18 protein-coding genes are annotated in these 22,648 nt (G+C 63.7%); 7 read left to right on the top strand and 11 right to left on the bottom strand.

Annotated features, from left to right (window positions below; all coding sequences use genetic code 11):
• Positions 1-811: 811 nt before the first annotated feature.
• From ACW176_RS01790 to ACW176_RS01775, 4 genes are all read right to left on the bottom strand, one after another.
• Positions 812-1,723, bottom strand: a complete 912-nt coding sequence (locus ACW176_RS01790) for a LysR family transcriptional regulator (protein WP_492110663.1) — start codon at positions 1,721-1,723, stop codon at positions 812-814.
• A gap of 30 nt (positions 1,724-1,753) precedes the next feature.
• The gene (locus ACW176_RS01785) at positions 1,754-3,643 is read right to left on the bottom strand and encodes a CocE/NonD family hydrolase (RefSeq protein WP_492110662.1); all 1,890 of its coding nucleotides are present in this window, start codon (positions 3,641-3,643) and stop codon (positions 1,754-1,756) included.
• A 91-nt stretch (positions 3,644-3,734) separates the two neighbouring features.
• Entirely contained in the window at positions 3,735-6,614 is a 2,880-nt protein-coding gene (locus tag ACW176_RS01780) for a TonB-dependent receptor (protein WP_492110661.1), read from the bottom strand.
• A gap of 231 nt (positions 6,615-6,845) precedes the next feature.
• Entirely contained in the window at positions 6,846-8,435 is a 1,590-nt protein-coding gene (locus ACW176_RS01775) for an AbgT family transporter (protein ID WP_492110660.1), read from the bottom strand.
• A 148-nt stretch (positions 8,436-8,583) separates the two neighbouring features.
• Between ACW176_RS01775 and ACW176_RS01770 the strand changes: the two genes are divergently transcribed.
• Entirely contained in the window at positions 8,584-9,687 is a 1,104-nt protein-coding gene (locus tag ACW176_RS01770; protein ID WP_492110659.1) for a CapA family protein, read from the top strand.
• A 496-nt stretch (positions 9,688-10,183) separates the two neighbouring features.
• Here ACW176_RS01770 and ACW176_RS01765 read toward each other — a convergent pair whose 3' ends face one another.
• Complete coding sequence (locus ACW176_RS01765; RefSeq protein WP_492110658.1) at positions 10,184-11,254, bottom strand: hypothetical protein; 1,071 nt, start codon at positions 11,252-11,254, stop codon at positions 10,184-10,186.
• Positions 11,255-11,568: 314 nt separating this feature from the next.
• Positions 11,569-11,886: a hypothetical protein gene (locus ACW176_RS01760; protein ID WP_492110657.1), complete on the bottom strand. Its 318-nt coding sequence runs from the start codon at positions 11,884-11,886 to the stop codon at positions 11,569-11,571.
• Between the two features lie 462 nt (positions 11,887-12,348).
• Here ACW176_RS01760 and ACW176_RS01755 point away from each other — a divergent pair, with 462 nt between their 5' ends.
• Positions 12,349-13,380, top strand: coding sequence for a hypothetical protein (locus tag ACW176_RS01755; RefSeq protein WP_492110656.1), 1,032 nt, complete (start codon positions 12,349-12,351; stop codon positions 13,378-13,380).
• On the top strand, positions 13,367-15,022 hold the full coding sequence (locus ACW176_RS01750) for an EAL domain-containing protein (RefSeq protein ID WP_492110655.1): 1,656 nt from the start codon (positions 13,367-13,369) through the stop codon (positions 15,020-15,022). Before ACW176_RS01755 ends, ACW176_RS01750 begins: the two co-directional genes overlap by 14 nt.
• A 78-nt stretch (positions 15,023-15,100) precedes the next feature.
• Here ACW176_RS01750 and ACW176_RS01745 read toward each other — a convergent pair whose 3' ends face one another.
• Positions 15,101-15,562 carry a hypothetical protein gene (locus ACW176_RS01745; protein ID WP_419317362.1) on the bottom strand — a complete coding sequence of 154 codons (462 nt, stop codon included), beginning with the start codon at positions 15,560-15,562 and terminating at the stop codon, positions 15,101-15,103.
• A 505-nt stretch (positions 15,563-16,067) separates the two neighbouring features.
• Between ACW176_RS01745 and ACW176_RS01740 the strand changes: the two genes are divergently transcribed.
• Complete coding sequence (locus tag ACW176_RS01740; RefSeq protein ID WP_492110654.1) at positions 16,068-17,585, top strand: AbgT family transporter; 1,518 nt, start codon at positions 16,068-16,070, stop codon at positions 17,583-17,585.
• An 849-nt stretch (positions 17,586-18,434) separates the two neighbouring features.
• Here the strand turns inward: ACW176_RS01740 and ACW176_RS01735 are convergent.
• A complete protein-coding gene (locus ACW176_RS01735) occupies positions 18,435-19,376 on the bottom strand; it encodes an electron transfer flavoprotein subunit alpha/FixB family protein (RefSeq protein ID WP_492110653.1) in 942 nt (313 codons plus the stop codon).
• A complete protein-coding gene (locus ACW176_RS01730) occupies positions 19,377-20,123 on the bottom strand; it encodes an electron transfer flavoprotein subunit beta/FixA family protein (RefSeq protein WP_419318492.1) in 747 nt (248 codons plus the stop codon).
• Between the two features lie 234 nt (positions 20,124-20,357).
• On the opposite strand from ACW176_RS01730, the gene ACW176_RS01725 reads away from it, so the two are divergent.
• Positions 20,358-20,618, top strand: a complete 261-nt coding sequence (locus ACW176_RS01725) for a hypothetical protein (protein WP_492110652.1) — start codon at positions 20,358-20,360, stop codon at positions 20,616-20,618.
• 4 nt (positions 20,619-20,622) lie between these two features.
• On the opposite strand, the gene ACW176_RS01720 is transcribed toward ACW176_RS01725, so the two are convergent.
• Both ACW176_RS01720 and ACW176_RS01715 read right to left on the bottom strand, forming a co-directional pair.
• The gene (locus tag ACW176_RS01720) at positions 20,623-21,201 is read right to left on the bottom strand and encodes a cob(I)yrinic acid a,c-diamide adenosyltransferase (RefSeq protein WP_492056561.1); all 579 of its coding nucleotides are present in this window, start codon (positions 21,199-21,201) and stop codon (positions 20,623-20,625) included.
• Between the two features lie 26 nt (positions 21,202-21,227).
• Positions 21,228-21,425 (bottom strand): twin transmembrane helix small protein, encoded by a 198-nt coding sequence (locus ACW176_RS01715; protein WP_492110651.1) that lies wholly within the window; start codon positions 21,423-21,425, stop codon positions 21,228-21,230.
• A gap of 311 nt (positions 21,426-21,736) precedes the next feature.
• Here ACW176_RS01715 and ACW176_RS01710 point away from each other — a divergent pair, with 311 nt between their 5' ends.
• Positions 21,737-21,961, top strand: a complete 225-nt coding sequence (locus ACW176_RS01710; RefSeq protein ID WP_419318484.1) for a CC0731 family SpdR-regulated protein — start codon at positions 21,737-21,739, stop codon at positions 21,959-21,961.
• Positions 21,958-22,605 (top strand): TetR family transcriptional regulator, encoded by a 648-nt coding sequence (locus tag ACW176_RS01705; protein WP_492056562.1) that lies wholly within the window; start codon positions 21,958-21,960, stop codon positions 22,603-22,605. Before ACW176_RS01710 ends, ACW176_RS01705 begins: the two co-directional genes overlap by 4 nt.
• The last annotated feature ends 43 nt before the right edge of the window (positions 22,606-22,648 follow it).

Raw genomic sequence — 22,648 nt, 5'->3', positions numbered from 1 at the left:
GCCGGCCTTCCTCCAGGCCGGCGCTTTCTTCTTGCTTCCCGCTGCCGGGCCCTGGAGGAGAAAGGCCGCCGAAATCGGCCTTTCAGAGGTCATCTCTGCGGATCCGGTGGGTTCTCTGGTGAGTTGGCATGCGGGTGCTGCAGGCCCTAAATGTTGCGCAACCCTAGCCAAGCTTCGGGCGCTTTCAGTCCAACAGCAACGGGGCTCTCATTTGGGCAGGCACGGCGTTCCGCCCATGATGGGCCGACACCCCATAATGCTCGCCATGCGGCGATCCCGTTCAATAGGTGTTGGCGACGAAGGTCTGGCATCTGGTTATGTTCCAACGTCAGCGCCTGGCGCTGGCCCGCCCATGACCCAGGCATGTTGGTTGGCCGGGCGGCTGTCTTCAGCTCTTCGGCTGCTTCCAAAAGTGCGTGAACCATTCATCTGCGCCGCGCAGCGATGATCGCTGCCAAGGCTGTGCCGAGGCCTGCTAGAATCGCTGCCGTAGCCTGGCCAATTGCGTTGATGGTGAGCGGGTCAAAAGTATCCATCGGATGGGTCTCACGTTTCGATGGCAATCCAAGTACACGGGATTTTTCCCGGCCGCGCTACAAGACGTCTCTAATCTACCGGATAGGAGAAGGTTGACCCTACGACTAACCACGAAAGTCCCGCACCGGACGGTTGACCGTTGCCGGACAGGGTGGTTCCACGATGACTTCCAGAGGCGAACCAATGGTCGGCTTATGGCGCATCTGAAATATCGCGAGCCGGTAGATCTAATAGTAAGGCATTGCCGCAGCTATTCTCTCGCTGCGGGCGGCACCTATCCAGGCGGCCTCGTATCGCCAGGTGCATCGAAGTAGGTCCGCGACTCTTCCAGCAGGGCGGCGGCGAGGCGGTTCATGGGCGCCAGCGCCGAGGTCATGAAGGCGTATTCGTGCAGAATCTGCGGGCGGAACGTCCGGATCACCGTGTCGCCGCGAACAAAATTCTTGGCCATCAGGGCGTTGACGATAGCAATGCCGATGCCCTCCGCGGCGAAGGCGCAGGCCGAGCCGACGGTGTGGGTCTCTAGCTTCACATCCGGCCGCACGCCGCGCTCGCGGAAGGCGTCGTCGATCTGGCGGCGCGACCAGGTGCCGAAGCCCAGCAAGACCAGGGGTTCAGCTCTCAACAGTTCAGGCGTCAGGAATTCATGTTTGGCCAGGGGGTGGGCGCCGGGCAGCACGCAGACCGTCTCGCTGGCCGACAGGGTGAAGGTCGAGATGTCGGCGCGGTCCATGGGCAGCTTGACGAAGCCGCAGTCGGCCGTGCGATTGGCCACCATGTTGCGGGCCGTTTCTGTACTGCGGGAGTCGATGCTGACCCGCACCTTGGGAAAGCGGTCCAGGAAGCGGGTCAGGATCGTCGACAGCACGCCCTCTGAAAGGCTGGGGGGGGCGACGATCTTCAGCAGGCCGGCATTGAAGGTCGCGATGTCGCGGACCAGGGCGTCGATGCGCTCCAGTCCGCCGAAGGCCAGGTCGACCTCCTCGTAGATCATCAGGGCTTCGGGCGTGGGGCTGAGACGGCCCTTCTCGCGATAGAACAACTCGAAGCCGGCGTTCTGTTCCAGCTGGGCGATCAAGCGACTGACGGCTGGCTGGGTCAGGCCCATCCGTCCGGCGGCGGCGGTGGCCGAGCCGCTCAGCATGGTCTCGCGGAAGGCTTCCAGACTGCGCAGGTTCAGCTTCAATCGACCACTCCGCTTCGAGGCCCGGTGTTGCTACCGCGCCGTGACCGGCAGCAGCAGGCGCGAAGGCCGCGTTGCATCAACATAGACCCGATTTGTCGCCGCGCGGGGAGTGCGTCCATAGCCTTCGGGCTCGCCGGAGTTTGGATTGACGTCGAAATGCGGGAAATTGCTCGAGGCGATGTCCAGGCGAATGCGATGGCCCTTGAGGAACAGGTTGGCGGTCGGGAAGGCCTCTATCTCGATACGATAGACACCGCCGGGCGCCAGACGGGTCTCGTGATCGAAGCTGAGCCGGTATCGGGTTCGCAGAATGCCATGACTGAGGTTCATGGCGAACCCGTCCGGATAGTCCTCCGAAGGCGGATGAACGTCGATCAGCTTGATGGTGAAATCCGTGTCGACACAGTCCGAGGCGATGAACAGCTCCGCGCCGATCGGGCCCACTACCTCGACATCGTCGTCAAGCGGCGAGGTCTGGAACACCAGAACATCATCGCGATCGCCCAGGGCGCGATAGGGCGCTTCGCAGCCGAAGAACCGCGGGCCTTCGCGCTGGTCATAGGCTCCGGCCTCCATAACCGGCGCGCCCGAGGCTATGGCGCCGCCGATGGTCGGCACGGGCGAGGAGGGATCGTGCACATAGTCCAGAAAGGCTTCAGCCTGTCTGGGCGGGCTGGTGGAAAGTCCGCCATCGGCGTGCAGGAAATAGTCGGTGACCACGGACGAGGTGGGTGGCCAGGCCGTCTCGTCGCGCCAGCGCCCACCGTGGTCCAGCCGCCCCTCTGGCGTCTTGCGACCCGTGCCGCCGCCCATCACGAACAGCTTCACCGGCGGCAGCGGATCGGGACCAGACTCTGGCTTCAGCCAGGCGTCGAACCAGGCCAGGCGCAGCGCGACATAGTCTGCGGCCAGGGCGCCATCCAGCGGCGCGTCTGGTCCGAAGTCCACGTCGCCGGCATGGGTCACGGACCGCTGGCCGTGCGTCCAGGGACCCAGTACCAGCTTGACCGGCGACGACTTGATGGCCGACAGGCCCAGATAGTTCTCGGTAGCGCTCAGGGAATAGGGGTCAAACCAGCTGCTCATGTGAACCATGGGCACGTTGGCATAGACGTCATAGGCGCCGCGCGCATAGAGGCCAGTCTGGGTCCAGTAGGGACCGAAGAGACCGTTGCGCCATTGGTCCAGCAGGTACTTCTCGTATTCGGGAGCGGCGCTCAACGGAGAGACGCCCTCGCTCCAGGGCATGTGCTTGAACCAGGCCTTTAGGTCCTGCGCTTTCAGCGCCTTGCACCGGGCGGGATCGGCGGCCGTGGCGGGGCTCAGCAGGGCGTGCTTGTAGGCCCAGGTGGCCTGCTTCAGCTCGAACGCGCCGCCTTGACGGATGCCGGAGTGATAGGCGCTGGAGAAGCCGCCGGAATCCAGGAACATCGCGGCCAGCGCCGGCGGATTTAGGCAGGCCAAGGCGCTCTGGGTATGGGCGCCGTAGGAGAGACCCAGCGTTCCCACCTTGCCGTCGCACCACGGTTGCTTGGCCAGCCAGTCGACGGTGTCGAACCCGTCCTCGCCTTCGGCCAGATACTTCTCGAACACGCCCTCGGAAGCATAGCGGCCCCGGCAATCCTGCAGCGCGACCACATAGCCGCCGCGCACGAACTGGACCGCCAGTTCGGGCTTGGAGCGCGGCTCGGGATCGTCGCGCGTGCGGTCGCCGTGATTGACACCCAGCTTGTCATAGGGCGTGCGCTCCAGCAGCACGGGCAGGGGCGTCTCGACCGGCACGCCGTCTCTGGCGGGTCGGTAGATGTCGGTGGCCAGGCGCACGCCGTCGCGCAGGGTGACCATCACGTCGCGGGTCACATGCACGTCGGCAGGCGGCGTGAAGGGTCGGAACCGATCCTCGTGGGCTGCCTGGCTCATGGCCGGGGTCTCTGGAGAGGGGCCATCGCGGCGGTCCTTCAAGGCGGGCTGCGATGGGAGGGGAGCGACCGGCGCTCCCCTCCGCGCTGTCCTAGAACTTCGCCGAGACGCGGACGTACATGTACCGGCCGCGGGCGTCATAGGTGTAGATGTCGTAGTTGATCGGGGCATTGGCGTAGGACGCGGGCGGAGCCTCGTCGAACACGTTGCTGACCCCGACGCTGACCGCCGTCTCGTAGGTATTGAAGGCGTAGCCCGCCTCCAGGTCGTTGTAGAAGATGGAGTCGGTCTTGGCGCCCTTGACCGCATTGGCGACGTCGGTGGTGTCGCCGATATAGCGGCCGCGCCACAGGGCGTTCCACGAGCCCAGGCTCCAGGTCAGCGAGGCCTGGCCCTTCCAGTGCGGATAGGTCGACCGGGGCTGGTCGCCCTTGCCGGCCCGTTCGTCGACGATCGGCGCGCCGCCCGTCGGGTTGGGGCTCGTGGTCTTGAAGGTGTCCAGATACGAGGTGTCGAGCACCGCGGCGAAGCGACCGACATCCGTGCTGAACTCATAGCGGATCGTGGTGTCGATGCCCGAGGTCTCGATCTCGGCCAGGTTCTGGGCGCCCTGCAGCAGGTTGGTGATGGCGCCGGTCGAGGCGTCGCGGGTCACCAGATCGCAGAACACGCCGGCCTGCTGGGCGCACAGGTTGAGGATCTGGGTGGCCGACTGCGAGGCGATCGCGTCCTTCACCTTGATCTGGTACCAGTCGACCGTGGCGCTGAGGCCCGGCGCGAAGCGCGGCTTGACGGCGACGCCGAAGCTGTAGGTGTCGGCGGTCTCGGCCTTCAGCTTGGTGTTGCCCGAGATGGTGCCGGCGATCAGGCCGTTCAGATTGTAGTTGGCCTGGTTATAGCCGGTGGGCACGCCCACGCAGCCGGGCTTGCTGGCATTGGCCGAGGCGCCGCCGTTGCAGGGATCGACGCCCTGGAAGCTGGTCTGGCGGCCGCCCTGATAGAGCTCGAGGATCGAGGGCGCGCGGAAGCCTTGCGAATAGGTGCCGCGCACCAGGATGTCCTCGATCGGGCGCCAGCCGACGCCGATCTTGCCGGTGCTGTCGCCGCCGACGGTGTCGTAGTCGGAATAGCGGAGGGCCAGGCTGACATCGAGGCTCTTGGCCAGCGGCATGTCCTTCAGCAGCGGAATGGCGGCTTCGACATAGGCTTCGTTCAGGCTGTACTCGCCGCGCGTGGCCGTGCGGGTCTGGCCGGTGGTGGTGGTGTTGCTGGCGAAGGTCGCGCCGGAGGCCGGTGTCGGTATGTTGGTCGGCGCGGCGTTGACGTAGGCGTCGGGATTGTCGACGGCCTTGTTGGTGCGGTGCTCGACCCCGGCGGCGATGGCCAGCGGGCCGGCGGGGAGCTGGAACAGCTCGCCCGTGATGTTGGCCGTGACGTCATAGATCGAGGTGCTGTTGGACTCCACCACCGTGTAGCGGATGTAGTCGGCCTGGGCGGCCGTCATCGGCGCGAACAGGTTGATGGGCACGCACCCGGCGGTCGTGGCGCAGGCGGCGCCCAAGCCGAGGGCCAGCTTGTCGTAGTTGACGCCGTTGAGGGCCTGCGAATTGATCTTGTTCTTCGAATAGAGGCCGTAGATGTCCCAGGTCCAATCACGGCCAAACAGCTTGACCGAGCCATCCAGGCCGCCCGCGATCCGCGTGGTCTTGACGTCCTGGACGTTGTCGCGATTGCCGACCTGCGTCATCACCTTGCGGATGCGCCAGGCCTGGTTGGCGGCGAAGCCGACCGCGTTGGCCACCGGCACGCCATTGGCGGTGCCGAACGGGTTGAAGGCCTGATTGTTGGGGATGGCGAAGCCGCGGATCGTGCCGGACGTGCCGCCGATGTCCAGCTGGACGGGCGAGAACAGCTGGTCGGACTTGCGCTGGTTATACAGCCCCTCGACCTTCAGGCGGACATTGTCGGTCAGGTCGGCCGAGTAGCGGGCGTAGACGCCGTAGCGCTCGCTGGGACCGGCCGAATAGATGCCCTGGGCCTGGGTGTTGAACGCGTCGCCGGGCAGGGCGGCGGTGTGGAAGGCGTTGTCGGCCTGGCTGCCCGCGCCGATCGTCGCGCCGGCATTGAAGGCGACCGGGGCGCTCGAAGCCGCAAAGCCTGTCGCGGTCCCGAAATAGGCGTTGTTCGACAGACCCGGCAGGATGAACAGGCCGTTGGGGCTGGAGCCGACGGCGGTTTGCGGAACCAGGGTCACGCGGGTCAGATCGCGATCCGAGGTCAGGATCGGCTTGTCCTTCACATAGCTGAGCGAGACCAGCAGGGCGCTGCTGTCGAAGCGCTTGCCAAAATTGACCACGCCCGAATATTGCTCGCCGTCGCCTTCCGAGCTGACGCCATACTTGGCCTGGGCCTTGATCCCGTTGAAGTCGCGGGCAGTCTTGATGTTGACGACGCCGGCGATGGCGTCCGAGCCGTAGATGGCCGAGGCGCCGTCCTTCAGCACCTCAAGGCCCTCGATCATGCCCAGCGGCATGGTGTTCAGGTCGACAAAGTCGCGGAAACCGCGCTGGCCGACGCCGTCGACCCAGCGGTGGCCATCGACCAGCACCAGCACGCGGTTGCCGCTGCCCTCGGCGCCGCCCAGATAGCGAAGATTGATCGAGCTGGCGCCATAGGAGGTGCCTTGCGTGCCGTTGCTGCTGAGGCTGACGCCGGCCGACGGCAGCTTTTGCAGCAGCTCGCCCACCGAACCCGCGCCGGAGTTCTTGATGTCGGCTTCGGTCAGGGTGGTGACGACGCCCACGGCGTCGGCGTCCTTGCGCTGGATGCGCGAGCCGGTGACGACGATTTCCTCGACGGTGGTGTCTGACGCCGGCTGGGCGGTCTGGGCGAAGACCGGCGTCGCCGCGCAGGTCAGCAAGGCCGCATAGGCGGTTCCGGCGCAGAGCGCGCGCACGTTCAAGGCCTGCATGGAGTAATCCCTCTTTGTCGCCGACTTTGCCCTGCGCCGACCGCGCAAGACCCCCTGCCGACGTGCAAGCGTAGGAGGCGCGTCTTCGGCGGCGCAACGCCATTGCGGTTTCTGATCGGGCCATGCGTGGGCCGCATGACCCTGTTATGCGACGATGGCTCCAAACGCGGCGAACCGCGCCCTTGTGGAGGGCGCGGTTGCCTGTCGGGACGGTTCCGTCGCCAAGCTAGATCAAGGGGTGATCGGCGCGCTGGCGGCGGGCGGCAGGGTGTAGACGCCAGAGGCTCCGGGCCCAACCGGCAGCTTGAACCCTACGAAGACCAGCACGAGCAGCACCCCTCCGGCCATGAACCCCAGGCAGTAGGGCAGCATCAGCGCGATCATCGAACCGACGCCGAACTTGGGCCGCCATCGCTGACAGAGGATCAGCACCAGCGGAAAGTTGGAGGCCAGCGGCGTGACGATGTTGAAGATCGAGTCCCCCATCCGGTAGGCGGCGGTGGTCATCTCCGGCGAAATGCCCAGCAGCATCATCATCGGCACCACGACCGGCGCCATGGCGCTCCACTTGGCCGAGGCCGAGCCGATGACAAGGTCCAGTCCCGACGACATGGCCAGCAGCGACACGAGCAGCGCCGGCTTGGGCAGGCCGACGCCCTGCAGCATTTCAGCGCCCTTGACCGCCAGCACCGGCCCCAGCTTTGACCAGCCGAACATCGCCACGAAGTGGGCGGCGAAAAAGGCCAGGACCAGATAGGGGGCCATGTCCTTCATGCCCTGACCCATCATCGACACCACGTCGCGATGGGAGCGGATCGCGCCGGTCGCTGAGCCGTAGGCCCAACCGCTGGCCAGGAACAGGAGCATGAACGCTGCGATCAGCGACTGGTAGAAGGGCGTCATCCTGCGGGGGCCTACGGCCTCTTCATCAAACAGTGGTGTGAAGCCCGGCCACAGGGTCAGGGCTGCAAACAGGGCGATGATCACCAGTGCGGCGATTCCGGCGCGGCGCAGGCCGCGACGCTGGGGCTCGCCCAGGGCGTCCAGGCTGACCCCGGCCTGAGCCATGGCCGCCTCGTCGGGGCGCCAGGGGCCCAGGCGCGGCTCGACGATCCTGTCGGTCACGAACCAGGCGATGGGCGTAAACAGGATGCCGATCGACAGGGTGAACCACCAGTTGCCCAGCGGATTCATCACAAAATTCGGATCGATCAGCCTGGCGGCCGGTTCGGTGATCCCCAGGATCAGAACGTCAAACTGCCCCGGCAGGACATTGCCGGCGAAAGCGCCGGAAATGCCGGCATAGGCGATGGCGATCCCGGCCAGCGGGTGACGCCCGCTCTCGGCATAGATCAGGGCGGACAGGGGGATCAGGACCACATAGGCGGCGTCTGAGGCGTGATGCGACATCAGGCCGATCACGAAGATCGCCGGGGTCAGCACCTTGCGCGGCAGCTTGCGGACCGCGTCGCCCAGCAGGGCGCCGAACAGGCCGGTGCGCTCGGCCACGGCCGCCCCCAGCATGACGACCAGCACCAGCCCCAGCGGTGGAAAGCTGGTGAGGGTGTCGGGCATGTCGACGAACAGCTTGGCCAGGTTGGCCTCCGACAGCAGGCTCTGGGTCTTCAGGTGCGCGCCGGTGACGGGGTTGACCGCGCTCCAGCCCGCTGCGCTGGCGATCACCGAAGCGACCATCAGGACGGCGATGCAGAAGGCGAAGATCAGGACCGGATCGGGGAGGGCGTCGCCGAGCTTCTCGATGCGGTCGAGCAGGCGCGGTCCTCGGCCAGCGGCCGGGCCGCGCGGATCGTCAGTCGTCATTGGCAGCGTTCCCCGTTGGAAGGAGCCTCGCAGGCAGGGTCGAGCCGTACAACCGCATAGCGGCGCAACATCGGGTCATTCGCTGGAGGCATGACCTAGGCGCTTTTCGGCGGGCCTCTTATGGTCCCTTCGATCGGGGAGCCACCACATGCATCGCAGACACTTCCTGGCGACGGGCCTTGCGGCGGCGGCCTCGCCCGCCCTGGCCGCCACGTCGGGTCTGAAACTGACCTTGCTGGGCCAGGCGCTGATCGAGCACGACGTGGCTGCGGCGGCCTGGCCTGATCGCCACAGCATGACGGCGCGTCTGGCCAGCGCCGACGCCTGTTTCACCAATCTGGAAACGGTGATCCTGGGGCCTCGAGCCGGGACCCCCACGCGAGAGGCCTTGACCCTGCACGCCGCCGGGCCGGAGGTGATCGAGACGCTCAAGGCCATGAACGTCAAGCTGGTCGCGACCTCCAACAATCACGCCTTCGATCTCGGCTCGGGCGGCATTCTGGACACCTTGAGCGCCTTGCGCGCGGCCGGTCTGCCATCTGCCGGGTCGGGAGAGGATCTGGCCCGCGCCGCCGCGCCGACCTATTCCGAAACCACGCGGGGGACAGTGGCGCTTGTCGCCTGCGCCACCGGCAAGGTGCGTGACGGCGGAGCGGCGACGCCCACGCGGCCAGGCGTCAACGAGGTGCGCCGCGAGGCCGGCGGACAGGTCCAGGCCGCCGATGCGAGCCGCATGCTCGATGCTCTCTCCGACGCTGCGCGGCGGGCCGATGTGGTCATCGCCTATCAGCATAACCACGACTGGGAGCCGGATATGACGATGGTTCCCGACTGGCAGAGGACCTTCGCCCGGCGCTGCGTCGAGGCCGGCGCCAGCGTGTTCGTCGGACATGGCGCGCCCCTGCTGCAGGGCATAGAGGTTCATCGCGGCGCGCCGGCGTTCTACGGCTTGGGCAATTTCTTTTTCCAAACTGAAAAGCCCCCAGGCGCCTACCCGCCAGAGGCCTGGGAAGGTGTGCTGGTCGAGTGCGAGTTCAGGGCGCGCCGCTGCCGTTCGGCGAGGTTGGTTCCAATCCGGCTCAATGAGATCGGCAGGGGCGAACCGGCCGATCAAGCCACGCGGGGTATGCCGTCATTGGCCTCTGGAGCGCAGGCGCGGGCCATACTGGATCGGATCTCGAACCGTTCCCTGCCCTTGGGCGGGCGTCTACTGATCGGCGACGGGACGGACGCTCAGCTTCGGAACCTTTAGCGGAGGCGGCCTGTCATAGCCCGCCATCCCTAGTCCGCTCCGCAGGTCGGTTCGGTCCGCCCCTTGCCTAGTGTCGATTGAAATCACCAAGAGCGCCCTTGGAAGGTCTGGTTTCCGCAACTCACCCGCAAGCTCGTCGGCTGGTCGATGCGCGACACCTCATCAGCCGGGAAACTCACAAGGCCCAACGCTCAGCCGCCTTGGCTGAGTGGCAATCGCTCAGGGCCTGAGGCCCGGCCGTGTCTGCCCGAACTGCGCCAGGTGGAGACAGGTTGGGGTTAGGCTGACAGCGCGCTCTGGAGTGCTCCAGTCAGAAGGGGTGGCTCGACTCCAGAGCCTTTTAGACAGGGGTCTTCCCCTCAAGCAGCGCACACCACCCCGGCGGAGCCGGGTTCGTTCACTCCCTGACGATTCAATCAGGTCGGAAAATGCGCTAGTCTTTTGTTTTAACGCATTTTCTGACGACGAACCGGCGTCCACTTCGTCGGAAAATGCTCTAGCCGACCGCGCGCTGCATCGTTGGAGCGTCGTCCTCAAACCCCTCAAGCGCGATGCCGTCTTCAAAGTCCATAAGGATATCCATCAGATCAACGTAGCCCACCGCCACCGGCTTGGACCGGGGAAAGCGGTAGGACCAGAAACTGACAATGTGCTGGAGCGCGCCCAGACGCTGGCCAAGCGACATGAACAGGTGGGGCGATTCGATCAGGAAATCGCGGAACGTCCCGGGTTTTCCATCGTCGGTCAGGGCGTGAAAGGCCCGGTCATACGTACTCAGTGTGGCTTGCACGGCGCGGATGCGCTCGCGGATCGCGGCCACAATCCGCGCTCGGGCGAGCGGGATATAGGCAGCACTCTCGGCGTCGCGGACGCCGCGAGGCGTGACCGACACCATGCTCTTGATTGTCTGATCAACGCGCGGCAACACGTCGCTCAGCACCCACTTGTAGTAGAGAAATCCCCGCCAGGCGAAAATCCCGTCCAGGAATTGCTTGTCCTCAAGTCTCAGAACCTCGCGCAGAGGGCCAAAGTCGACCTCAGGACGCGGCGAGAGCAGCTTGTCCACAAGCCTGCCGGAGGGCATGCCGGGCTGGTCGCCGCCCGACAGGGTCGACAAGGCCTGAATGTCCATCTGGACAAATTTCTGCATGTTCAGGACGTCTGCGTCGGAGATGTTGAAATATTCCCGCGCCGGCTCGATTCCGGAGCGCCGGAGATATTCCCGCAGCAGGAACGGGTCGAGGGACGGTAGCTGGTCAATCTGTTCCAGCACGTTCCGGTCGCGAGCGCCTGGCCGCAGATCGGCGCCAAAGGCTTCCTCGGTCACCGCCTCGAAATCTTTTTGGCCAACGAAGAAAAAGTGCGCCCCGGCTCGGAGGTCGGCGGCGTCGATGGGCAAAAGAACTTTTGTCGCCGACCCGACGTGCGAGTCAAACATCTCAAGCTCATTACCCCTCAGCTTGTGCTTGAGAATAATCGCCCGGTTCAGAACTTTATTTTTGAACAACGGCGCCTTTTCGAAGGCGGGTACGGCACAATGTCGCCGATGCACGTCGTAAAGGTTCAAAACGCGCGCCGTCGATGAGGTCCTGGAAAGATTCGTCAGTCGTCTAATCGACCGGTCGTTATCCAAAGGGCATATCCAGACTGGAGAAGATCATAAGGATGACCCCGATAGCGGCTGGCCTTTGAGCCGCCCAGGCAGAGCCCGGAAGAGCATACGGTTCACAACGCTCGCCCCGTGACGCCAGCGGGTCAGTGCCGTCGCACGTCATGGGCGCGCGATGGTTGCCGCAGCGCCCGGGTCTCGATGGCTAAAGGGAGAGATGCGCCAGACCCCAGGCGGCTTTCGTGACGGGGTCGGCCAGAAGGTGAGATGCTCTATGCGCTTTTGGAAAACAAAGCTCCGGAAACGTAGGCGGGGTTGTTTCTGAGCTGGAGAAGTTCATCGGAAGGATACTGAAACAGAACGTCCCCATTGAGCCGATCAACGGTTTTGTAGACGAAGGAACCGGTCGGTTTGTCTTGTTCAATCACCAGCCTTTGGTTCTGGCCGTCGGCATGTGCCCAAGTCTTGCTGTCTGGCGCCGTCGATGGCTGAGTAACCTTGGTATTGACCTCGGCCACGGACATTGCGCGCCTGACTGCCGCATTGCCGCTCCAGTCAATAGCCGCGCCGGCTTGAAGCGGTATCGACATCAGAAACCCCCTCTCGATAACATTCGAGGCTAGTCGCGCCCCGTTTCCATTGTGCAGCCCCCATGGCGGCCTGCTTAAGGGGTTAGTCGCCGGCCGCACCTTTCTCAATTAGTTTTCTACCTATTTTGAGTAAAGGTCAGCCTGCAGGCTCGACCGTTTAAGCTTTCGTTCCTCAATTGCTTGGCAATTCACCTTTTGTTAACTCGCGAAACGATAACCCGGGGCAGATAGCTCATATTACTCATTGTGGATACAATACATGGGCTGGGACGGGCAATCTGGCATTGCTCGTCTGTTTTGTAAGCCTTGCGGTAACGCTAGTCCAACTAGTCGATAACCTCAGTTTTTGGGGGTCGTCGTGTGGAAAGAGACAGAACAGTCAGGCGACTGACACACATTCAGAAAACCGCTTCGACAACACGGATTTTGAATCTTGCCAGGATCAGTCGAAGCCGATCCGGCTTGATCGCCAACGATAGATCTCGCCTGTTTCGCAATAAGATATTGGAGAGCTCGGTCATTATAAAGCATCGGGTTCGTCCGCACGAAGCCGATATTTTTGACGAGCCGAGGTTCAATGCTACAAAGATTCTAGTTCCTTTCGACATCAATGATTTTCGCTTTGGCGCCCATTGCTTATTTGTCGGGCAGAAGAATTTCGATGCTGTTTCGGAGGACATGTTCGGCGATGACGTCAAATTCGGTAGATCAGACCGCAAGGTTCTTGATCTGATCGATGAACTGCCTTCGCTGGATCCTTTTCTGCTGCGAGAGCACCTTCGCAGAAGCGGTATTGAGCCCTCGCGGGACTACTTCTGCATTTCAGACGCCGACGTCGGAAAAATGCACAGCTATGTCAGTCAGCAGTTGGCGGGCCTCGTGCGCATGACCGGTGGCGGCGATGAGGCCACGGCGGTCGTCAACTCCGCAGGCCGACTGGCGGAGAAATTGCTATCGTCGAGCCCTGACAAGAGCTTTGAGCCTCTAAAAAAGCTTCTTCGACTTAGCGAAAAAGAATATCAGGACGGCATATTCTGTTGGAGAGGCCTTCTTTACTACAAGTGGGTGTTGCACGACACCTATCCAAAACTGGGCTCTGTTCTCAGGGAGATCAAGGCGATCGCGCCTCTGGGAAGGCGAGACGCGGCCGGTGACGCCTATATCGCCGAGGCGAAATTGCGCATCGAAGGCGCCATTCGCACGTCCCTGGCACGCATTCGGAATGTCATCCGAAGATACGATGACGCCTATGGCGTGCTCGTCAACGAGGGCCAGTCAGCCGCCTTTCGTCGATTTCTGATCTCTGCACCCGATATATTCATGGATATTGGCGAGGAGATCGGCGCAATACAGCATGTTGTCAGTTACTGGACGTACTGGTCTCGAAGTTCCAATCTTTCGAAAGTGAAGGCATCCGAACTGACGGATATTTTCATTGATTTCGAGGAGGGGCTGTCCTCTAGCCTGCATGGGAAGACCAATGCCTGGATCTGATTTTGCCCAGCAGAGTGTGCGTCTCGTCGGCCTGGCGGTTGCCGGGGCCGACCTGGTCTTCGAAATCAGCGATGCCGGCAGCATTCTGTTCGCCCTGGGCGCCGCTGAACATCTGACGGGCTTCGATGATGATGCCCTGGTCGGCTGCGGATGGAATGCCGTGCTTGACGAACAGGACGCGGCGATGATGGCGGCGATTGGCCCAACCGTCTCACCCGGAGAACGCCAGGGGCCCTTCCGGGTAAGGCTGAGATCTGGGCCCGGCTCTCGGCCAGCGCGCACGGCCAGCCTTTCGGTCTTTCGCCTGCCGCAGCGCGGGGCGAATCTGTCCTGCGCTCTGAGCGCCACCGCCGTCGACGCCGGCGCCGGCGCAGCCTCGGACCAACTTGCGGACCGGGCCGGGTTTTGCGCGATCGCGTCTGACCTGATGCGGCAGGCCCGAAAGGACGGGCTGCCACTCAGGCTGGATCTTGTCGAACTGGAGGGTTACGGCGAGGCCATGGCGGCCTTGCCGACGGACATGGCCAATCTCCGACGCAAAATCGTCGGCCGGGTGCTGCAAGCCCAGGCGATCGCTGGAGGCGCCTCCGAAGTCGCCGAAGGCCGTTTCGCCATACTCCGTGACGCCTCGGTCGCGCCTGGGCCTGTCGCCGAGCAACTCGAGGCTGTCACCGGCATCAAGCCGGCCATTACCGATCTTAACGTCGACCTCGAGAACCCTGCCCAGGCCTTGAAGGCCATGCGCTACGCCCTGGACTGCTATATCGCCGAGGGCGCCGACGCCTCGGTCCGTGGCTTCGAAGCGACCTTGAACCGCGTGGTGCAGGATGCCGCCCGCTTCAGGACGCGGCTCGCCAACGACACGTTTCAGTTGGCCTTTCAGCCCATCGTCACCCTCGGCGGCGGCGTACTGCACCACTTTGAAGCCTTGGCGCGCTTCGACGCCGATGTCAGCCCGGCGGACACCATCCGGATGGCCGAAGAACTGGACATGATTGTCGACTTCGACCTGGCGGTGGTGCGCTGCGCCTGTCGTCACCTCGCAGCCCACCCGCATGTGAGCATTGCGGTGAATGTCAGCGGCGCCTCCTTGCTCGACGAGCGCTTCCTGTCGCCCTTCCTCAAGGCCACGTCGGGCGACCCTTCCCTGCGTGGGCGCTTGCTTATCGAGCTGACCGAAACCGCGGCCGTGCTTTGTCTTGAAGAGGCTGCCGCGACCCTGAAAGGTCTTCGGGACGCTGGCTTTCGCGTCTGTATCGATGATTTCGGCGCAGGCTCCGCATCGCTTGAATATCTGAGTGCGCTGGAGGTCGACATCGTCAAATTCGACGGTCGCTTCGTGCGCGACCTTGAGCGCGGGAGCCGCAACTACATTCTGCTCAAGCACCTCGCCGGTCTGTGCAAGGCCCTGGGGGCGGAAACCGTGGCCGAAATGGTCGAAACGCCCCTGATTGCCGCGCTACTGGCCGAGGTCGGGATCGCGTACGGGCAAGGCTGGTACTTTGGGATGCCCCTGACCAATCCCAACTGGGACTCTGCTCGGCAGTGGCTGCCGCGCAGCGGTCTGGGTGAAGGGCGGCCCCACCAGCCTCCCGTGGCGGCGCGGGCGCGCTACGGCGTCGGCAGGCCATCATACACCTGACGGAGCCGCCAGCCTTTCCCGTCCGACGCGTCTGACAAGCGGTGCTGTTCGCCCGGCCGTGCGGCGGCAATCAGTGCGTCAGGTCGCGACGTAGGGGCGGATCGTCTCGAGGTACGTCTTGGTCAGCGCAAAGGATTGCTTGGCCAGATCGGCAAATTCAGGACGCGAAAGCGTCTCGGAGGAGATCAGGAACTCTCTTGATCCCTGCCGGTGACAATAGCCTTTCGCGACCAACTTCATGACGTGTCGACGAGTGGTTTCGTAGGGCAGGCCCAGATAGTTGGCGATGCTCAAGGCGGCTACCGGTCGGCGCAGGGTATCGGGGAAGACGCCGTCTGCGGCCTCAGCACGCGGGACATTCTGGCGATTGAGATGGTCGACAGATGTCCTCGCCATTGTGAAAAATATCAGCATGGTTGTCGCGTCGCCGTCAAACAGCTCCAAATACACCGACATAATACTCATCAGGTAGTCGACGTTCTGGGAAAACAGGAAGCCAAGCATGTGAGCGCTAGGATATTCTTCCAGACTTTTTTTCACGCTATTTTCCAAAACAGACCATCCGAATTTACAGCGCCAGCCCCAGCCTTTTCGCTGCACCCTGACGCTTTTGTCTGAGCATGGCTGGCGCTTGACCGCAACACTCTGCCTGGACGGCCCCGCAAGGCATGGGCGCGCGCGCCGCGAATCCTGCGCCCGAAGGCCGAGTGATAATGTTCAACAATCCACCGCAGCACAGCTAAAGATTGTTGTTTTCGCGGTTATTACTCATTTCGGGTAATTTAATCGTTATGTCTGGACGTGTACGGGGATAGCGAAGGCCGCTATAGCGGCGTGCAAGATCGATCCATGTTTGCTTCCCTGCAGAACGATGGTTTTTTCAGACATCGATCCAGAGACCCCGGTCTCGGAAACTCGAAAATCATGGCGCTAGCTGGGCTATTGATCTTGAGGTCTGCTGGGCGAGCCTTGGTAGTTTGCGGAGAACCCTCTTGAGCTCCGCCAGCCGGACTGGGCCTGGCGGACGGCGTCGCCGGGCATTCCGATGATCAAGCGCGTTTTGACCCCCGGCCGGTTGCGGACGGCGCTGCTGGGCCTTGTGGCGCTGGCCGCGGTGTCTGCGATGGTCGCCTTGCTGACGGGCCTGAGCGCCGTCGACCCGATATCGGGTCACCTGATCACGGTTGATATCCTGTCGGCTAAAACGCTCGCGCACCTTTTGACCCAGGCGCCGGCAACGGTAACCGCTTTCCCCCCCCTCGGGATCTTTCTGCTGCTGGCGCTGGGCACCGCCGTGGCCGATCGGTCCGGGCTCTTTGCCGCCCTCGTTCGCGGCAGCCTGTCACTCATGCCCGCGGCGCTGCTCACGCCCGTTGTCATCCTGACGGGATACCTGTTCCATCAGATTTCCGATGCTCTCTTACTTGTTTACCTGCCCTTGTCGGGCGCTGTTTTTGCGGCCCGCGGTCGTGATCCCGTCCTGGGCATATTGATTGCTTTCGCCGCCTTTTCGGGGGGCTTCGCCGCAAGTCTAGGTCCTGGCATACCCGACATCATTCTGCTCCAGCTGACCGAAGATGCGGCCCGCAGCGTTGCGCCCGACTGGCGGTATGCCCTGTTCGGCAACTGGTTCATTCTGCTCGCCGTGGCCGGGCTCTATGCCGGGGCCACCTGGGCGATTGCTGACCGCTGGCTTGAGCCCCGCTGGTTCCCGCGCACCCCGTCAACCGCCGAAGCTCGTCCCGAAGCCATTGAACTGCAGGCAAGCCTGAAGCCGGTGGAACGCATGGCCATGATCTGGGCCGGCCTCGCGGCGCTGGCAGCGGCGCTCGTCTTCATAGCGGTTATCCGCTGGGGCGCATCCGCACCCGATGGCGCCTACGATTTGAGAGCCGTTCTTACTCCATATTTCCGCGCCATGCCCGCCTGTCTGACACTGCTCTTGCTGAGCGCCGGCTGGTCCTATGGCGCTGTGACCGGGACGCTTGCCAGTCCCATGGCCGTTCACGCCGCGGTGGTTGACGGCCTGGCGCGTCTGGCGCCCTTCATCCTGTTCGCAATCCTTATCGCCCTGTTCCTGTCAGTGCTGCACGCATCCAGAATGGACACGGTTCTGATGCTGTCCGGCGCGCGCACCCTGGCGGACGCGCAACTGGCGCCCCCCTTGATCCTGATGACGATTGTGCTCGTCACCGCCGCCCTTGACCTCCTCGTCGGCTCAGCAACGGCGAAATGGGCCATTCTCGCGCCGATCATCGTTCCGATGCTGATGTTGCTCGGCATATCGCCAGATATGTCGACGGCGGCTTTCCGGATCGGCGATGGCGCCCTGAATATTGTTTCGCCGCTGCAGCCCTGGATCTACCTCGTGGTGCTTTACTGCCGGCGCTGGCGGCCTGGGTTCAGCCTCGCCGACGCCCTTCGGAACCTCGCACCCTTTTCGGCCGCATATCTGGTTCTCGGCGTCATGGTTGTCGGGATATGGTCCCTCGCCGAGTGGCCGGTTGGACCCTTTTCAAGCTTTCACTACGATCCAGGCAGGGTGGCTTCGCTCTCGCGGTAGGCGCCGCCTTCATCAGGCCATCGCCGCTGGCCCCTTCCTGACCGCTATCGCGGTCGTCCTCCCCCTTGTCAGGGGGAAGATGAAGGGCGCGCAGCGACCCGTAGGGGGCAAGTACGGGGATAGAGGGCAGTCTGTCCCCGTTCTTTCCGGAACAAACCCCAACCCAATCAACCGCTTGTAAAATAGTTGATCGCGCCAATCCTCGGAGCTCAAACCGCCCGTATTCTTGGTGCTGTCCCCGTCGCAAGGGGAGGGCGCCTGGTACCGGCCCAAGGCGGCGATGGGGATGGAGCTGAGCGGGGCCGCGACGCCCTGGAAGGCGGGTCGAGGTGTGCGGGCTGTCTCAGAAGGACGGACCAAACGCTGAGTGGCTCGTCGGCCGGGTGAACGCGGGTCGAAGAGGGCGAGGGATCGTAAACCCGCCTATCGCGCATCGTCGGCGTCGAGACGGTTCGCCGATCGACGGGATGCGCGCCCGTACGGGGGCTCTTGGGTATCAGAGCTGAAACACGCTCGCTTGGCCCAATCCTCACGCAAGAACAGCTTCTGCGAAGCGGACAGGTCGAGCCAAAACGCACAAAACACATCACGGTCATCCGGGTTCGTCCCGGCCGCTTCGCGCCTCCCCAACCCACTTGCGGCCGATTTCGGCGCGAGAGCGCAAAGCCGTGTCCGCCAGACTTGCCCCCTACGGGTCGCTTCGCGACCGTCTTCCCCCGGAGGGGGAAGATGAACCGCGCAAAGGACGCAGGGGGGCAGTGCGTCAACAGCCCGGGACCCCGCCATGACGCCCAAACAAAAAGGCCCGGAGTCGCCTCCGGGCCTTTCCAGGGTCTTGTGAGCCCAGGCCTACTTTCCGGCGGCGGCCAGGGCGTCCATCAGTTCGGGCACGGCGGTCTTGTAGTCGGCGACCAGGCCAAAATCGGCGACCTGGAAGATCGGGGCGTCGGCGTCCTTGTTGATGGCGACGATGATCTTGCTGTCCTTCATGCCGGCCAGATGCTGGATGGCGCCCGAGATGCCGATGGCGACATACAGGGCCGGAGCCACGACCTTGCCGGTTTGACCGACCTGATAGTCGTTGGGGGCGTAGCCCGCATCGACCGCAGCGCGCGAGGCGCCGACGGCGGCGCCCAGCTTGTCGGCCAGGGGCTCGATGACCCGCTGGAACTCTTCGGCCGAACCCATGGCCCGACCGCCGGAGACGACGATCTTGGCCGCCGCCAGTTCGGGGCGATCGGACTTGACCATCTCTTCGCTGACGAAGCGGGTCTTGTCGGCTTCCGCGCCGGAGGCGTTCTCGACCGGGGCCGAACCGCCTTCTTCCGCCGCCGCAAAGGCGGTGGGACGGACGGTGATCACCTTCTTGGCGTCCGAGGACTGGACGGTTTCAAGGGCGTTGCCGGCATAGATCGGGCGCACGAAGGTGTCGGCCGAGATGACTTCCACGATCTCGCTGATCGGGGCGACGTCCAGCTTGGCGGCGACGCGCGGCGCGAAGTTCTTGCCGCCCGAGGTGGCCGGAACCAGGATCGCGTCATAGTGGCCGGCCAGGGCCAGCACGGCGTCGGCTTGCGCCTCGGCCACGCTGTGACCCAGGGCGGCGCTGTCGGCCAGCAGGACCTTGCGGACACCGCTGATCTTGGCGGCCATGTCGGCCACGGCCTTGGCGTTGTGGCCCATGACCAGAACGTCCACGTCGCCCGAAAGCTTCAGGGCGGCGGTGACGGTCTTGTGGGTGCCATCGCGCAGGTGCGCGTTGTCGTTATCGGCGACGACGAGAACAGCCATCTAGAGCACTCCCGCGAGATTGAGCTTGGCCACCAGGTCGGCGGCGGTTTCGACCTTGATGCCGGCCGAGCGCTTGGCGGGCTCGGCGACCTTGAGGACCGTGAGGCGCGGCGTGATGTCGACGCCGTAGTCGGCGACCGTCTTGCTGACGATCTCCTTCTTCTTGGCCTTCATGATGTTGGGCAGGCTGGCATAGCGCGGCTCGTTGAGGCGCAGGTCAGCGGTGATCACGGCCGGCAGATCGACGTCCAGAACCTGCAGGCCGCCGTCGACTTCGCGGGTGACCTTGGCGGTGGAGCCCGAAACCTCGAGGGCCGAGGCATAGGTGGCTTGCGGCCAGCCCAGCACGGCCGACAGCATCTGGCCCACGGCGTTGTTGTCGCCGTCGATCGCCTGCTTGCCCATCAGGACCAGGCCGGGTTGCTCTTCGCCGATCACGGCGGCCAGCAGCTTGGCCACGGCCAGGGGCTCGGGATCAGCGTCGGTGGTGATCAGGATGCCGCGATCGCCGCCCATGGCCAGGGCCGTGCGGATGGTTTCCTGGGCTTGAGCCGGGCCGATGCTGACGATGACGATTTCGGTCGCCACGCCCTTTTCCTTGAGGCGCACGGCTTCTTCGACCGCGATCTCGCAGAAGGGATTCATCGACATCTTGACGTTCGCCAGATCGACGCCCGTTTGATCGGCCTTTACGCGGACCTTCACGTTGTAATCGATAACCCGTTTAACCGGGACCAGGACCTTCATCGGGTTTCACGCCTCCAGGCTGCGTTTTCTCTAGCGTTGGCGAGGGAATTACCCGTTTTGCACCGCAACGCAAGTTTCCCTTGGCGTAAGCGTAAAGCATTGCCGTGCGCGGGGTTCAAACAACTGTACGATACTTGGCCGCAGGCGTCCGCTCACCGTTGCGCCATCGGCGCGAAAGGTCCCGCAAAGGAAAGGACTGGTCAGGTTTGCGGTCGACCACTAAACAGCCGGGCCATGAACCGCACGATCGAACGCCTGAAAATCCTCTTCGTTGGCCTGTTCCTGGCCAGCAGCGTCGGCGTTTTGGGCTACCACTATCTCTGGGTCTGGCCCAAGGACCGCTGCGAGGCGCGCGGCGGGGCCTGGGCCGGGCGCTGGCTTAAGTGCGGCACGATCTATTCGATCGAGACCCTGACGCGCCGTCCGGCCAATGTGCCGCCGATCAACAACGAGCGACCCGCTCCCGCGACCCCGGCCGCGCCCGAGAAGAAATAAGAGCTTAGCGGGTCGCGCCAGGCTTCCACAGCACGTCGGCCGCGCCCTTGTCATTGGCCCAGCGGGCCGCGACGAACAGCAGGTCCGACAGGCGGTTGATATATTTCAGCGCCGGCTGCCCGACGACCTCGCCCTCGGTTTCCGACAACTGCACCACCACACGCTCGGCCCGACGGCAGACCGTCCGCGCCACATGCAGGGCGGCCGAGGCCGGCGACCCGGCGGGCAGCACGAACGAAGTCAGGGCTGAGAGCTCGCCGTTCAGACGGTCGATCTCCTGTTCCAGCCGCTCGACCTGGCTCTCGACGATTCGCAGAGGCTCCCAGGCGGGCTTTTCGTGCTGCTCAGGCGTGGCCAAGTCTGCGCCCAGGTCGAAAAGATCGTTCTGAATGCGCTCCAGCATGGCGTCGAGTTCTGGATCGCCTGCGGTGTGTTGTCGCGCCACGCCCAGGAAGGCGTTGGTCTCATCGACGCCGCCATAGGCCTCGACCCTCAGCGAAGCCTTGCTGACAGGCTCTCCCGTGGCCAGGCGCGTTAAGCCGCCATCCCCTGTGCGGGTGTAGATCCTGTTGAGCGAGACCATGGGTCGCAGACCGCCGTTATCGTGTTTTAGCGCGTGCGCCACCAATATGCGGCCACCAGCACGATGATCGCTACGAACTGCAGCAAAACGCGAAGCCGCATCAGCTTGTTGGAATTGGTGCGGCCAAAGTCACCGCCCCGGAAGAGTGCATAGAGCCCCCCGCTGAGCGCCAGAAGCACCGCCAGCAGCGCGGCTGGAACGAGGAAGTCGAAGAGTCTGTCCATGGGCCTGAGGATAGGCGTTTGGCAGCCGTTTGGCCACTGAGCTTTGCGTTGGCGAAACGGTGTCCGATGAGTGAATTCGCCGAACGAGTTCGTTGAGTGCATTTGTCGCACTGGTAAAGTGACATCGGTAGCATACATAGAAACCCAGCCGATGTTCGGTGATTTTAGTTCTACCTAGCGGTTGCCATCCCACGGCTGGGGCGTTAAGCCCCCCGCTTCAATTTTTCCAGTATGCGTTCGTTGAACATGATCATCTCCTCACCGCAGATCGTTCAGCGCTCATCCCCAGCGGGGAGGCAGGAGAAAACAGAATGGCAAAGGCCTCTGTAGCCGTCGCCGCGTTCTCCGCGTCCGAACGCGAAGACGCCATGGCGGAAGTCCGCCAACTGATCACCGACCTGCGCGACGCCGCGCAGGATGGCCGCCAACTGGCGCGCCGCTACGCCGACGTTCTTCAGAACGTTGTCGATGACTATTGCACAGAGTTTGAGAAGCGCGCCGAGGCGGCCCTCGCTCGACTGGAGGCCGCCGCATGAGCTTTGTATCCGTCAATATCGAGTCGGCCACCGACTCTCCCGTCAAGCTGACCCGCCGGGCCCTGGCCAAGCAGCGTACGCGCGAACGCGTCCTGTCGGCCGCCCGCCGTCTGTTCAGTGAGCGGGGCTATGAAGGCGCGACCATCCGTGACATCGCCCAGGCTGCGGGGATGTCGACCGGCGCAGTGTTCGCCAGCTTCGCCGACAAGACCGAGCTGTTCGACGAAATCCTGACCGCCGACTACGAGGTGATCTACGCCCAGATGGTTCAGGCGGCCCGTGCCGCCGCCACCGTCGATGAGGCCCTGCTGGGGCTGTTCGGCGTCGCCTACAGCTTCCATGTCGACCAGCTGCCGCTGCTGCGCGCCAGTATCGCCGTGTCGTGGACCCGCAACGAGGCCGCCGAGCGCCGCGCTCGTGCGGATCTCAAACACATCTTCCGCCTGATCGGCGAAGTCACACAGCGTGGCATCGATCAAGGTCAGCTGAAGAGCGGCATCGATGCAAAGCTCTTGGCTGAAATGACTTGGGACGTGTATGTCGCCAATTATCGTCGCGCCGTCTTTGATGGCTGGACGGTGGAAGCGTTGCTCGCGCGGCTTTCAGATCAACTGAAAGTCATTTTTGCGGGCGCTCGCGCCTGATTTTGAGGGCGCCCCGTTGGGGCGGGGCGTCCTTGATCATAAT

It is taken from the genome of Caulobacter sp. FV1ye13L (assembly GCF_058681155.1).
The sequence above is the reverse complement of the archived record's forward strand: the minus strand, read 5'-3'. Positions and strand labels throughout refer to the sequence as shown.

What these genes read in the sequence shown, in the direction of transcription:
- ACW176_RS01740 (WP_492110654.1), top strand. Translation starts at nt 16,068, where the DNA reads ATGATCAAGCGCGTTTTGACCCCCGGCCGGTTGCGGACGGCGCTGCTG.
- ACW176_RS01705 (WP_492056562.1), top strand. Translation starts at nt 21,958, where the DNA reads ATGAGCTTTGTATCCGTCAATATCGAGTCGGCCACCGACTCTCCCGTC.
- ACW176_RS01720 (WP_492056561.1), bottom strand. Translation starts at nt 21,201, where the DNA reads ATGGTCTCGCTCAACAGGATCTACACCCGCACAGGGGATGGCGGCTTA.
- ACW176_RS01775 (WP_492110660.1), bottom strand. Translation starts at nt 8,435, where the DNA reads ATGACGACTGACGATCCGCGCGGCCCGGCCGCTGGCCGAGGACCGCGC.
- ACW176_RS01770 (WP_492110659.1), top strand. Translation starts at nt 8,584, where the DNA reads ATGCATCGCAGACACTTCCTGGCGACGGGCCTTGCGGCGGCGGCCTCG.
- ACW176_RS01725 (WP_492110652.1), top strand. Translation starts at nt 20,358, where the DNA reads ATGAACCGCACGATCGAACGCCTGAAAATCCTCTTCGTTGGCCTGTTC.
- ACW176_RS01780 (WP_492110661.1), bottom strand. Translation starts at nt 6,614, where the DNA reads ATGCAGGCCTTGAACGTGCGCGCGCTCTGCGCCGGAACCGCCTATGCG.
- ACW176_RS01735 (WP_492110653.1), bottom strand. Translation starts at nt 19,376, where the DNA reads ATGGCTGTTCTCGTCGTCGCCGATAACGACAACGCGCACCTGCGCGAT.
- ACW176_RS01785 (WP_492110662.1), bottom strand. Translation starts at nt 3,643, where the DNA reads ATGAGCCAGGCAGCCCACGAGGATCGGTTCCGACCCTTCACGCCGCCT.
- ACW176_RS01760 (WP_492110657.1), bottom strand. Translation starts at nt 11,886, where the DNA reads ATGTCGATACCGCTTCAAGCCGGCGCGGCTATTGACTGGAGCGGCAAT.
- ACW176_RS01730 (WP_419318492.1), bottom strand. Translation starts at nt 20,123, where the DNA reads ATGAAGGTCCTGGTCCCGGTTAAACGGGTTATCGATTACAACGTGAAG.
- ACW176_RS01715 (WP_492110651.1), bottom strand. Translation starts at nt 21,425, where the DNA reads ATGGACAGACTCTTCGACTTCCTCGTTCCAGCCGCGCTGCTGGCGGTG.
- ACW176_RS01750 (WP_492110655.1), top strand. Translation starts at nt 13,367, where the DNA reads ATGCCTGGATCTGATTTTGCCCAGCAGAGTGTGCGTCTCGTCGGCCTG.
- ACW176_RS01710 (WP_419318484.1), top strand. Translation starts at nt 21,737, where the DNA reads ATGGCAAAGGCCTCTGTAGCCGTCGCCGCGTTCTCCGCGTCCGAACGC.